Source organism: Pseudomonas putida, from assembly GCF_009883635.2.
Taxonomy (GTDB): domain Bacteria; phylum Pseudomonadota; class Gammaproteobacteria; order Pseudomonadales; family Pseudomonadaceae; genus Aquipseudomonas; species Aquipseudomonas putida_W.
In genome coordinates, this window is record NZ_CP026115.2 from 5290470 (window position 1) to 5303166 (window position 12697).

General features: G+C 64.8%; 12 protein-coding genes. 7 read left to right on the forward strand and 5 right to left on the reverse strand.

The window, feature by feature from the left end; translation table 11 throughout:
• From C2H86_RS24090 to C2H86_RS24115, 6 genes are all read left to right on the forward strand, one after another.
• Positions 1–375: a type II secretion system protein gene (locus C2H86_RS24090; protein ID WP_085676884.1), complete on the forward strand. Its 375-nt coding sequence runs from the start codon at positions 1–3 to the stop codon at positions 373–375.
• A complete protein-coding gene (locus C2H86_RS24095; protein ID WP_159410171.1) occupies positions 350–877 on the forward strand; it encodes a type II secretion system protein in 528 nt (175 codons plus the stop codon). Before C2H86_RS24090 ends, C2H86_RS24095 begins: the two co-directional genes overlap by 26 nt.
• Positions 874–1275, forward strand: coding sequence for a curli production assembly/transport protein CsgE (csgE, locus tag C2H86_RS24100; RefSeq protein ID WP_159410172.1), 402 nt, complete (start codon positions 874–876; stop codon positions 1273–1275). The genes C2H86_RS24095 and csgE overlap by 4 nt, the downstream gene beginning before the upstream one ends.
• Complete coding sequence (locus tag C2H86_RS24105; protein ID WP_159410173.1) at positions 1272–1685, forward strand: curli assembly protein CsgF; 414 nt, start codon at positions 1272–1274, stop codon at positions 1683–1685. The genes csgE and C2H86_RS24105 overlap by 4 nt, the downstream gene beginning before the upstream one ends.
• Before the next feature lie 34 nt (positions 1686–1719).
• Complete coding sequence (locus C2H86_RS24110; protein WP_159410174.1) at positions 1720–2562, forward strand: CsgG/HfaB family protein; 843 nt, start codon at positions 1720–1722, stop codon at positions 2560–2562.
• Between the two features lie 742 nt (positions 2563–3304).
• Complete coding sequence (locus C2H86_RS24115) at positions 3305–3541, forward strand: hypothetical protein (RefSeq protein WP_054885269.1); 237 nt, start codon at positions 3305–3307, stop codon at positions 3539–3541.
• A gap of 21 nt (positions 3542–3562) precedes the next feature.
• Here the strand turns inward: C2H86_RS24115 and alkB are convergent, their stop codons facing one another.
• The 5 genes from alkB to C2H86_RS24140 all read right to left on the reverse strand — a co-directional run bounded on the left by alkB (position 3563) and on the right by C2H86_RS24140 (position 10220).
• Positions 3563–4207: a DNA oxidative demethylase AlkB gene (gene alkB, locus C2H86_RS24120; RefSeq protein ID WP_159410175.1), complete on the reverse strand. Its 645-nt coding sequence runs from the start codon at positions 4205–4207 to the stop codon at positions 3563–3565.
• Between the two features lie 472 nt (positions 4208–4679).
• The gene (locus C2H86_RS24125; RefSeq protein ID WP_159410176.1) at positions 4680–6125 is read right to left on the reverse strand and encodes a curlin; all 1446 of its coding nucleotides are present in this window, start codon (positions 6123–6125) and stop codon (positions 4680–4682) included.
• Positions 6126–6141: 16 nt separating this feature from the next.
• Positions 6142–6612 (reverse strand): curlin, encoded by a 471-nt coding sequence (locus tag C2H86_RS24130; RefSeq protein WP_159410177.1) that lies wholly within the window; start codon positions 6610–6612, stop codon positions 6142–6144.
• 15 nt (positions 6613–6627) lie between these two features.
• A complete protein-coding gene (locus C2H86_RS24135; RefSeq protein WP_159410178.1) occupies positions 6628–8859 on the reverse strand; it encodes an Ig-like domain-containing protein in 2232 nt (743 codons plus the stop codon).
• 32 nt (positions 8860–8891) lie between these two features.
• Positions 8892–10220, reverse strand: a complete 1329-nt coding sequence (locus C2H86_RS24140; protein ID WP_159410179.1) for a hypothetical protein — start codon at positions 10218–10220, stop codon at positions 8892–8894.
• A 562-nt stretch (positions 10221–10782) separates the two neighbouring features.
• Here C2H86_RS24140 and C2H86_RS24145 point away from each other — a divergent pair.
• Positions 10783–12696: a sigma-54-dependent Fis family transcriptional regulator gene (locus C2H86_RS24145; protein WP_159410180.1), complete on the forward strand. Its 1914-nt coding sequence runs from the start codon at positions 10783–10785 to the stop codon at positions 12694–12696.
• The last annotated feature ends 1 nt before the right edge of the window (position 12697 follow it).

Sequence of the window (12697 nt, forward strand, 5' to 3'; positions counted from 1 at the left end):
ATGAAACGCAGCCGAGGCTTCACCCTGATCGAACTGCTGGTGGTGATGGCGATCATCGCCACCCTGATGACCATCGCCATGCCGCGCTACTTCAACAGCCTGGACAGCTCCCGCGAGGCCACCTTGCGCCAGAGCCTGGCGGTGCTGCGCGAAGCCCTGGACCATTACTACGGCGACACCGGCCATTACCCGGACTCGCTGGAGCAATTGGTCGAGCAGCGCTACCTGCGCAACACCCCGGTCGACCCGATCACCGAACGCAGCGACGCCTGGCAGCTGGTACCACCGCCGGAAGGTGTGGCCGGCGGCGTGGCGGACATCAAGAGCGGTGCCACAGGGAGGGCGCGTGATGGCAGCCTCTTCGCGGAGTGGTAAAGCCAGCGCCGGCTTCACCTACCTGGGCGTGCTGCTGCTGATCGCGGTCAGCAGCGTGGCCCTGGCCGCCACCGGCACGGTGTGGTCGAGCGTCGCCCAGCGTGAGCACGAGCGCGAGCTGCTGTGGGTGGGAGGCCAGTATGCCCAGGCCCTGCGCAGCTACTATCGCGCGTCACCAGGCCTGGCCCAGTACCCCAAGGAGCTTGCCGACCTGCTCGAGGACAACCGTTTCCCGGAGGCCAAGCGGCATATCCGCCGGTTGTACCCGGACCCGATCACCAACAGCGATGACTGGGGCCTGCTGCGCGCCATCGATGGCCGTATTACCGGCGTGCACAGCCGCTCCGATGCCACCCCGTTCAAGCGCAGTGGCTTCGAAACGCAGTTTTCCGGTTTCGAAGGCCTGGAGCACTACAGCGACTGGCAGTTCGTCGCCGAGCAGGCCTTCAACGAAAGTGCCGGCGGCGCCCGCACCCATGCCGGCCCGGGAGACACGCCATGAAGCGCCTGCACGCCCTGTGCCTGTGCCTGCTGCTGGCAGCCGGGTTGCCAGGCGCGGCCATGGCCGACGCCGAGGATGAGATGAAGGGTTTCATCGTCGACAACACCATCTCGCACATCGGCCACGACTTTTACTACTACTTCGCCGACCGCCTGCGCGCCACCAGCCGCCTGGACTTCAACCTGGTGGTGCGCGAGCGCCCGGATGCCCGCTGGGGCAGCCTGGTGACCGTAGAGTTCGACCGTGACGTGCTGTACCGGCGCTTTCTGCCGCCGAACGTCACCCAATTAAAAGAAGAGGCCGTGATGGCCGCCGACCTGGTCAAGCAGGAAGTCATTCAGCGCAAGCTGCAACGTCTGCTGCAGGACACCACTGATCTGGATAGGGATGAGCTATGAACACTTGCATACCCCGTTGCCTTGCGGCTGGCCTGCTGCTCAGTGCCTGCGCCGTCCACGCCACCGAGCTGGTGTACACCCCGGTCAACCCCGCGTTCGGCGGCAACCCGCTGAACGGCACCTGGCTGCTGAACAACGCCCAGGCGCAGAACGACCACGACGATCCCGACCTCAAGGACCGCGCATCCGCCTTCGGCGGCACCTCGGCCCTGGAGCGCTTCAGCAACCAGCTGGAGTCGCGGATGTTGTCGCAGTTGCTGGACAACATCAGCAATGGCCAGACCGGGAGCATGGCCACCGACGCGTTCCTGATCGATGTCATCGATGACTCGGGTGCCCTGAGCATCAAGGTCACCGATCGCGCCACGGGAGAAATTTCGATCATTGAGGTCAGTGGCCTGAACCCCTGAGAGGGACTGGCCGTTTAGCTGGGGAGAGAACACCATGAAACGTCTGCTGAGCGCTTTGCTGATCCTCGCCACCTTGGAAGGCTGTGGCCTGCGCCAACCGATGCCGGCCGAACAGGACTCGGAAACCCCGACCCTGACGCCACGCGCGTCTACCTATTACGACCTGATCAACATGCCACGCCCGAAAGGCCGGTTGATGGCCGTGGTGTATGGCTTCCGCGACCAGACCGGGCAGTACAAGCCGACCCCGGCCAGCTCGTTCTCCACCAGTGTCACCCAGGGTGCGGCGAGCATGCTGATGGATGCCCTGAGTGCCAGCGGCTGGTTCGTGGTGCTGGAGCGTGAGGGCCTGCAGAACCTGCTGACCGAACGCAAGATCATCCGTGCTTCGCAGAAGAAGCCCGACGTACCCGAGAACATCATGAGCGAGCTGCCACCGTTGCAGGCCGCCAACCTGATGCTCGAAGGCGGCATCATCGCCTACGACACCAACGTGCGCAGCGGCGGCGAGGGCGCCCGTTACCTGGGCATCGACATCTCCCGCGAGTACCGGGTCGACCAGGTCACGGTCAACCTGCGCGCGGTAGACGTGCGCACCGGGCAGGTGCTGGCCAATGTGATGACCAGCAAGACCATCTACTCGGTAGGCCGTAGTGCCGGGGTGTTCAAGTTCATCGAGTTCAAGAAGCTGCTTGAGGCTGAAGTGGGCTACACCACCAACGAACCGGCGCAGCTGTGCGTGCTGTCGGCGATCGAGGCGGCGGTGGGGCACCTGCTGGCCCAGGGGATCGAGCGGCGGTTGTGGCAGGTGGCGGGGGATCCGGGGGAAGGCAAGGCAGAGGTGGACAAGTTCCTTAGCCAGAACCAGCAGCAGTGAAGGGTTCTAGAGGGTTCGCCATGAGGTTTTCAGTGCCTGTGAGATCGAGCGCCGCCCGCGCGGCGCATCGCGAGCTCTGCTCGCTCCTACGTTTGTTTCGGGCCAATAACGCCTGTGACGGGGGCGCGCGACCGCCTTGTTGGTACGGCGCGATATCGCGTCATGCGCCAAAGCGTACGCGCGCGAATCCCACAGAAATCATTGGCCCTAAACAAACGTAGGAGCGAGCAGAGCTCGCGATGCGCCGCGCGGGCGGCGCTCGATCTCAGCCCCACCCAAGCTTGAGAGCCATACACCCCCAGCCATTTCCCCAGCATCGACCGCGTCAGCAGGTGAGGACGTGGAGGCCGGCGAGAGAAGTGTTACTGCACATGCCCTTCGCTTGAAAGGCTTCCCCGACACCGGTAGTCTTTGCCCGCTGCTGTAAGTCCAGCAGTCGGGTTTGGTAGCCCGCGATCAATCAAGGCGCACAAGCGCCCGCTCTGCGATACAGTTGGCGCTTTTTTGTGCCCGGCTGTTTCGTTTTATGGCGGCTGTGCGTAGGGCGCCTCCGTGCGCGCCGGTTTCCTTGATTCCCGGTCTACCAACCTGCGTACAGCCGTCACCCTTTCGTTTGGTAGCGATTTGTGGCGGCTCCAGTGAATCAAGGAGCGACACAATGACAAAAGGCTTACCTGATCCTCCCGTGCGCGCCACAACGGCGGCCTCCAGTTTCTCCACCTGTGAATGCAGCCATCCGCCGTTGTTTGCCGTGCGCTCGGGGGTGGATTACGAAGATGCGCTGGTGCACCTGTCCACGCTGCTGAAAGGGGCGTTTGCCACCAATCTGAAGGCGCTGGAGCTGGCCAAGGGGACCTGTCGTGATCTGTTGTTGAGCAATGACCACGGGCTGGATTCGGCCAAGGCGGTGGTGGAGGCGTTGCTGGATGGGGTGGAAAGGCAGCAGTTGGCTGGGCGGAAGATGGTGCCGGGTATCTGACGGCTGGCCCTGCGTACAGGGTCAACCTGCCTTGCGCAAGGTCAGGTTGATCCGCCGCTCGCCCATTCTGGGATGCAAACCTGGCTTTATCGGCAACACCCCATGAAAGCGCAGCCGATCTTCACCTCCCCACACCAGCACATCACCATGGCTCAACGGTATCCGCTGAGTCCTGTCCGACCGCTGCAACCCGCCAAACAGAAAAACCGCCGGTAACCCCAGTGAGATCGACACGATCGGCTGGCCGAAGTCCTGCTCGTCGCGGTCCTGGTGCAGGCTCAGGCGGGTGCCGGGCAGGTAATGGTTGACCAGGCAGGCATCGGGCACGAAACCCTCGAAACCGGCCGCCGCCGCTGCGCGACCCGCCAGCTCAAGCAGTACCTGGGGCAGGGCGGGCCAGGGTTGGCCGCTGACCGGATCGGTGGGGCTGTAGCGGTAGCCTTTGGCATCACTGACCCAACCCAGCGAACCGCAATTGGTCAACGCCACGGCCATGTTCAGGCCGCCCGGTGTCTGCATGTGCCGGAACGGCGCGGCGCGCAGCACCGGGCGCAGGGCGTCGAGCACTTGCTCGATGACGACCAGGGCGAAGCCGGGCAACAGTACGGTGTGGCTGGCCAGGCGTTGTGGCTGGGGGCCGAACAGGTCGAGGTCGGACTGGATCATGGGGTGCCCCAAAGGGTGTGGGTGCATTCTAAACCCGCGTGTGCCTCATGACCATTTTTTGGCTCTTCACGCACTATTGGGAAAGTGGCTGCGATTCGCTTGCCGGGAGATTGGATGAGGGCTACCAGGTACTTGTCTCGTGTTCTGAGGTGATGCGCAGATCGAGCGCCGCCCGCGCGGCGCATCGCGAGCTGCGCTCGCTCCTACGTTTGTTTCTGGCCAGTAATGCCTGTGACAGGCGCGCGCGACCGCCTTGTTGGTACGACGCGATATCGAACAATGCACCAAAGCGTTCGCGTGCGAATTCCACAGGAAAATTGGCCCGAAACAAACGTAGGAGCGAGCGCAGCTCGCGATGCGCCGCGCGGGCGGCGCTCGATCTCACCGACGCTAAAAATGCCGTGGCGAACGCTCAAAAAAAGGAACCGCGACGCCAGGGAGAGGAGACGCCGCGGTTCAAGGGGGGAGCTCGTCAGCGTTGGGTAGCGGTGGCCGTGTTGCCGTTGCCCATCTGGTTGATGGTGGCGCTCTGGTTGGCGCCGCTCTGGTTGACGATGGCCGCGTTGTTGTTGCCGCCCTGGGTCACGTAGGCGACGTTGGCGGTATCGGCCTGCTTGATCGTTGCGCTGTTGCCACTGCCGTACAGCTGGTTGGTGTAGCTCTGGTTGGCGTAGCCGGACTGGTCCAGGTTGATGCTGTTGCCACTGCCGGTGGACGAGCCGAAGGCGTAGTTGTCGGTGCCGCGCTGGTCGGCAATCAGGCTGTTGTCGCTCCCGTTCTGCTCGAAGTACAGCTCGTTGTAGCTGTCGGCCTGCTTGGTCTCCATGGTGTTGCCGGTGCCTTTCTGGCTCAGCGTGGCCAGTTGGTACTCGCCGTTCTGGGTCAGGTTGGCGCTGTTGTTGGTGCCGTTCTGGTTGATGTTGGCCGTCTGGTTCTTGCCGAACTGGCCACCCATCTTGTCGCCTTTCCAGTTGCTCGCCAGGACCTTGTTGCCGGTGCCCTTGCTGTTGACGGTCAGGCTCTGGTTGTCACCGGTCTGGTAGGTGAAGCTGCTGTTGGTCTTGCCACTTTGCGAGACGGTGGTGTTCGAGTTGTTGGTCTCGAACTGATCCGACCAGCTGGCGTTGGACTGGCCTTGTTGATACAGGTTGGCGACGTTGTCCTTGCCGAAGCTCTGATCGATGTAGCCTTCGTTGGTCTGGCCGGTCTGGTTGACCGTGGCGCTGGCGCCGGTCTGGGTGTCCTGCCAGACCTCCACCGAGTGGCCGGTGCCGTACTGGTCGATGTTGATGGTGCCGCCGTTGCCGTCGCGCTGGTCGCCATAGGCGAAGTTCTGCTTGCCTTGCTGGTAGATCTGCACATAGCCATCGTTGTGCAGGATGTGCTCGGAGGTCGCGTAGTTGTCCTGGCCATCCTGGGTGATGTTGGCGCGATTGTTACTGCCGCCGAACAGCTGCTCGACGAAGGCTTCGTTGCGCTGGCCGCTCTGGGTGGTGGTGACCTGGCTGCCGGTCTGGGTGTCCTGCCACACGGTCGAGCGGTTTTCGCTGCCTTGCTGGTTCTGCAGCGATTGGTTGTTCTCGCCCACCGACTGGCTGGCGAAGGCGTCGTTGTAGGAACCGGCGGCCTGCTGGGTGATCTGGCTGCCATTTTCGAACAGCTGCTCGCCGTAGCCGGCGTTGTACGAACCACTGGCGGTCTGGTCGATATTGCTCGTGCTGTTTTCCTGCACTGCCAGGTGGTTGTGGCCCTTGCCGGTCTGCGTCTGGGTGGCCGAGGCGAACGGCGCGACCGTCTGCTGCACTTCGGCGATGTTCTGGTTACCGGTCTGCGACTGGTTCGAGGTGCTGTCGTCAGCCATGACCTGGCCGGCCAAGGCCAGGACGATAGCGGCGCTTAGGGGGGCGAGCTTGAACATGGTGGAGCCTCCAGGTCTATCGGTATTGGGTGATCTGAACATGCTGGCCATTGCCGGCTTGGGTCACTGAACTGCTCAGGCCTGAGCCGGCCTGTTCGATACTGGCGCTGTTGTTGTTGCCGATCTGGTCAATGCTGGCGCTGTTGCTGGTGCCGCTCTGACGGATCGCAGCGCTGTTGCCATATCCCTGTTGGCTGATGCTGGCCATCAGGTCACTACCTTCCTGCAGGATGTACGCCTCCTGCGCGCCCCCGGCCTGGACGATGCGGCCCAGCAGGGCCTGGCCGTTCTGGTCGAGGGCGGCGCGGTTGCCGTTGCCTTGCTGCTCGATCACCGCCGCCTGGCCGGCACCGACCGGCAGCAGGCGGATGATCACCGGTTCACCGAGGTCGCTGCCGGGTGCCAGGTCGGCGTTGTCCATCAGGTCATCGGCCCCGGCCTGGCCCGACAGGGCCAGGCTCAGCAGCAGTGGATACAGGCGCTTCATGGCGTTCTCCCGGCCTTACTGCACGGTTACGTTGACGGTACGGGTACTGCCCTGGCTGCTCGTCACGGTGGCGGTCGGTGCGGCCGTCGGGACGATCGTGGTGCTGTTGCTCACCGTCAGGCGCCAGCGGCCGGTCACCGGTACCGTGGTGGTGCCGAGGGTCTGCACGCCGGTGGTGGTGGTGACCCGCACGGTGATGGTGTTGCCGGTAGTCACTGACGAGGTGCCGCTGACATCCCAGTTGTACCGGTTGTTCGAGCGGGCCAGGACGGTGGCTGCGGTGACCGCGAAGGTCTCGGCGGCAGGGCGTGGCGACACGTTGACGGTGACCGTGCCCGGGTTGGACAGCGCCCCCAGCGAGTCCCGCACCTGATAGGTGAAGGTGGTGCTGAACGCCGTGGTCACCGTGGCTGGCGGGGTGTAGGTGACCGTGCTGCCATCGGTACTCACCGTGCCGCGGCCCGCAGCAGGTTGCGTCACGTTGGCGACCACCAGCGGCGTGTTGCCTTCAGGGTCGGCGGCGCCTGCGAGCACGTTGATGGTCAGGGGCACGCCCAGGGTTGCCACGGTTTGCGCGGTGACGGTTGGCGGCTGGTTCGGTGCGACGTTGATGGTGACCGTGGCCGGCACCGACTTGAGCCCCTTGGCATCCATCGCCCGGTAGCTGAAGGTGGCCACCAGTGGTTGCGTGGCGCCGGCAGGTGGGGTGTAAGTCACCGAGGTGGTGCCGTTGAGCACCACGCCGCCCAGGCCGGTACCGGGTTGGGTGAGGTCGCTGATGGTCAGCGGCACGTTGCCGTCAGGGTCGCTGTCGTTCTGCAGCAGGTTCAGGGTCAACGGCACGCCGACACTGGTGCTGCCGCTGTCGGCCTGGGCCAGCGGTGCCTGGTTGTCGGCCTCGACCGGGGCGTTGCCGACCACCACCACCGGTTCCACGTCACTGCCGCCGTGAGCAGATTTGACCGTGACGCTGGCCGGCGGTTGAGCGAGGTCATTGACGGTGAGGGTCTGCAACGTGCCCGACTTGGACAACCGGCCATAACCCTGTGCCAGCATGTCGGGAATGACCACTTCGTCACTGGAGCGGGCTTCGATCACCAAGCGCTTGTTGGCCCAGTCGTAGCGCGCGGTGCTGATTTTCACCACGTCGGTGAGCTTGCTCGACAGTGCCGTCGGGCGCGTGCCACCGGTGGTGGTACTGGCGGTGACCACTACCACCGCTGGCGGTGCCGCCTGGCTCAGTTGCTGGCTGAAGAACAGCCCGTTGTTGTCCGGCAGCAGGCTGAACTGGCAAGGCGAGGGCGGTGTGCCGACCAGTGCCAGGCCATTGCGCATGCACACGCTGGCATTATTGGGGGCCTTGGCGAACACTTCGACGCGGCTGCCTGCGCCATTGCGCGAGTAGGTGGCGCGCTCCAGGGTCACCGGGGTTTGCGCACGCTGGTCGAGGACCTTGCCCGACACCGTGAAGACGTTGGTCTGGATGGTACCGGCCGGGCCGTCGATGCGCACGAAGTTGGTATTGAACGGGCTACCGGTCACGGCCTCGGTGATATTCGGGTCGCCGACAAAGGTCTCGGTGGCGCTGGTGTCTGGATTCACTTCGGTATAGGGGCCGCCGACCCCGCGCAACCATGGGCCGAGGTTGCCGTTCAGGGCCCCGGTGAAGTTGCCCGGTGCACCGATGCCGATATCGCGGGTGATGTTGATCGCGCGACGCCCGGCAGTGGTGACATTGACCGTCTCCACGCCGTATGGGTGGGTAATGGTATAGGTGCCGGTGCGGGGTACCGAGGCGCGGATACGAATGCGGGCAAAGCTCTGCTGATCGCCGTCGACCGGGTTTTCCGCGGCGAACGCAGCTTCCAGGCCGGCGACATAGACTTCGAGCTCATAGCCGCTGTTGCCTACTTGCGGGATTTCAGTTTCCGCGAGGAACCAGAACATCTCCGGGGGCCAGTTGTCGGGGAACACCAGTGGCAAGGCATCGTCGTAGACGCCCGGCTCGGGCAGCAAGGTGCACATGTAGGCCGGTGCCCCTGGCGCACCGGGCGCCCGGCTGCTGGTGGCCCGTGACTGGCACAGCTCCAGGGACAAATCGTTGGCGTCCTTGTACCACATCGGATAGCCGCCAGTTGCAAAGGTGTAAGGGCCCGGATCGACATCCGAAAGCGCTGCCCAGGCAGCGCTGGTGACGGTCAGGGAGAAACCGGCGGCCAACAGCGCACGGCGTTGCCAAGTGTTCATGCTGCCTCCTTGAAGGCGGAGCCTTTGTCTGTTCATGGCACCAGCACCACGTCTTCGCTGTCACTGCCGCCGTTGGCGCTGGTGACCTGCACTTTGGCCGGCGGTATGGGCGAGAGGCTGGTGGTGAGCGTCTTCACCGCGCCGTTGCCACTGAGGCTGCCGATCAGCGCGCCGTTGCCGGTGCGAGCGACCAGGGCTGGCGGGCTGGTTTCGTCGCTGGTGCTCGCGACCAAAGTCAGCTGGCCGGATGCCAGGCTGAACTCGGCGCGGGTGATGGTCACCAGGTCGGTGAGTGGCAGGTTGGCCGTGGTCGGGCTGCTGCTGGGGATCGCCACGCTGTTGTCGGCGGTCAGGACAAGGGTGGCCGGGAGTGCCGGGTTCAATACGGACTGGGCATACCAGGCACCAGTACCATTGGCCTCGGTCAGGTTCAGGTTCGGCGTCTGGCTGGTCAGGGTGACGCTGCCTGGCGGCGGCGGGGCCATTACGAAAACATCCTTCTGAGCACGCAGGTCACCGTTTTCGGTGTGCCGCGAGTAGGTCGTGCGCAACGGCATCAGGGGCGTGGGCAGGGCCACGTCAGAGAGCTTGCCGGAAATCGAGAACAGCTCAGTGCGCAGGTCCAGGCCGTTGGGGCCTTCGATGCGAACGAAGTTGGTATTGAACGGGCTGCCGGTTACCCGCTCGTCAAGGTTGGGGTCGCCGATGAAGCGTTCGCTGCCTTCGGTGTAGGGGCCGTTGACACTGCGCAGGAACGGGCCGACGTCGCCCTTGAGGGCTCCGCTGAAATCGCCTGCTCCGGCGATACCTATGTCGCGGGTCATGTTGATCGCCCGGCGACCGCCGGCGGGTACATCGAACACTTCGACACCGTAGGGATGGGTGACCACATAGGTGCCAGCCGTGGGTACATCGACCCGGATCCGCACCCGGGCGAAGCTGACCTGGTCGCCTTCGATCGGCTCTTCGGCGGCGAAGGCCGCTTCGATGGCCGTGCCATAGCTCAGGTCGATGCCACGTGCGGCATCAACGATTGCAGCGTCGGCGGTGAACCAGAAGGCTTCATCGGGGAAGTTGGTGGGAAAGGCGATGGGTTGCGTGTCGTCGAACACGCCCGGTGTCGGCAGCAGTGTGCACATGTAGGCCGGCGCGCCGGGCGCACCGGCAACGCGTGAGCTGACGGCCTTGGTCAGGCACAGGTCCAGGGTGCGGCCGTGAGTGTCCTGATACCAGCCAGCGAAATTGCCATTGGCGAGGTTGTAGGGGCCGGGGTCGACTGCGTTCAATGCAGCCTGGGCCGGGAGCTGGAGCATACCGGCGACGATCGCCACTGCCAGCGGGTTGGGTATCGGTCGGAGCATGAGTCGGTTCCTCCTGCTAACGGGCCCATGGACTGGGGCGTCTGGGAGGACTAGGGCAACAGCTGTGCCAAAAATTTCATTCTGGGCTGTAGGCCTTGTGGGGTAAGGGCTCCATCGGTTCGGACGATTTAATTGGCAGGGTTTTTGATGGGCGGTGTTCCCCAGGATTGGGGGCAGCGGTGGGGCTGGGAGAGCATGTCTTTAGCGGTGTGGCGCCTGGGAGATCGAGCGCCGCCCGCGCGGCGCATCGCGAGCTGCGCTCGCTCCTACGTTTGTTTCGGGCCAATTATTTCTGTGGGATTTGCGCGCGTATGCCTTGGCGCATGACGCGATATCGCGCCGTGCCAACAAGGCGGTCGCGCGCGCTTGCCACAGGCGTTACTGGCCCGAAACAAACGTAGGAGCGAGCGCAGCTCGCGATGCGCCGCGCGGGCGGCGCTCGATCTCCCAGGCACCACACCCATAAAGGCATGCACCTCGACGCCCAGAAAAATCTCCCGCACACTGCGGAAAAAATACCAAGCCCGTAGCCCTGACCCAAGGGCCACAGCTGGAGCGAAAAATGGCGCGACAATTTCCCATAACAAACGCCCAAGACCCGCTGCACGAATCCCGCCAGGCGCGCATGCGCCTGGCCAGCGAAGGCGAGCTGCCGCTGGGCATGCTGCGCGATGAAATCGACGCCTCCTGGCGCCGCAGCCTCGGCCATGGCCTGGATTGCCTGCAAGGCGAGCAGGTCGGCCTGGGCCTGGAGCAGGGCCATGACCTGCGCACGCTGCTGGAACGCAACCGGCTGCTGGTGGACGCCGTCACCCCCGAGCTGGACTACCTGGTCTCGCGCCAGGGCAAGGCCGGCATCATTATCCTCGGCGATGCCCAAGCCAACGTGCTGGCCATCGAAGGGCAGAAGCACGTGCTGCAACGCGAAGGCCTGCGCGACCTCCACCCTGGCAGCTGCTGGAGCGAATCGCTGCGTGGCACCAACGCCATCGGCACCGCCGTGGTTGAAGGCCGGCCGACGCTGATCAACTGCGGCGAGCACTACCTGGACCGTCTGAGCCCGTTCTCCTGTACCTCGGTGCCACTGCGCGACCCGCGCGGCGAAGTGATCGGCGTGCTCGACATCACCCGTGAAGGGGTCATGGCCCAGCCGCAGGACAGCTTGAGCATGCTGATGCTGGCAGCCGGCAATATCGAGAGCCGGCTGTTCGGCCTGTGCCACCCCGAGCAGTTGGTGCTGGCCTTCCACAGCCGCCCGCAATACCTCAACAGTGCCTGGCACGGCTTGCTGGCCCTGAGCCTGGACGGTGAAGTGCTGGCCGCCAACGACAACGCCTGCCAATTGCTCCAGGTGCCGCGCCAGGGCCTGATCGGGCGCCGCAGCAGCGACCTGCTGGGTGAGCGTTCACCGGCCTTCATCGCCCGCCTGTGGCAGGGCGGTGTGAGCAACGTGCAAACGGCCAAGGGCGAATTCTTCTTCCGGGCGCTGCAGTTGCCACGGCACAGCCCGCTCAATGGCAGCGCGGCGCAGGCCAGGCCGGCGGCGGCCAACAAGACACCCGCGCTGGATGCCCTGGCCGGCGGTGATGCGCGGCTGGCGCGCAATCTGCGCATGGCCCGCCAGGGCCTGGGCAATGGCCTGCCGGTGTTGCTGCTGGGTGAGACCGGTACCGGCAAGGAAGTCGTGGCCCGTGCCCTGCACCAGGCCAGCCCGCGGGCCGACAAACCATTCGTTGCGGTCAACTGCGCGGCGATTCCCGAAGGGCTGATCGAGTCCGAACTGTTCGGCTACCGCGAGGGCGCCTTCACCGGCTCGCGCCGAGGCGGCATGGTCGGGCGGCTGATGCAGGCCCATGGCGGCACGCTGTTCCTCGACGAGATCGGTGACATGCCGCTGGCCCTGCAGGCGCGGCTGTTGCGCGTGCTGCAGGAGCGCCGGGTGGCGCCGCTGGGCGCGGGCGACGAGCAGGACATCGACGTGGCGCTGATCTGCGCCACCCACCGCGACCTCAAGCGCCTGGTACAGGAACAGCGCTTTCGCGAAGACCTGTACTACCGGGTCAACGGCGTGTCGCTGCGCCTGCCGGCCCTGCGCGAGCGCGATGACCTGGCGAGCATCATCGAGGGCTTGCTGGACAAGTCCGGGGCCAAGGGCGTGAGCCTGGACCCGGCCCTGGCGGCACTGCTCGAAGGCTTCGACTGGCCGGGCAACATCCGCCAGCTGGAAATGGTCGTGCGCACCGCCCTGGCCATGCGCGAGGACGGCGAGCAGGTGCTGACCCTCGATCACCTGACCGATTGCCTGCTGGAAGAACTGGCCAGTGGCGCGACGCCCTCCGGGAGCCTCAAGGACAATGAACTGGAATTGATCCGTGGCGCCCTGGCGCGCCACCAGGGCAATGTCTCGGCCGCTGCCGAAGCGCTGGGCATCAGCCGGGCGACGCTGTACCGCAAGCTCAAGCAGTTGCGCGGCTGAC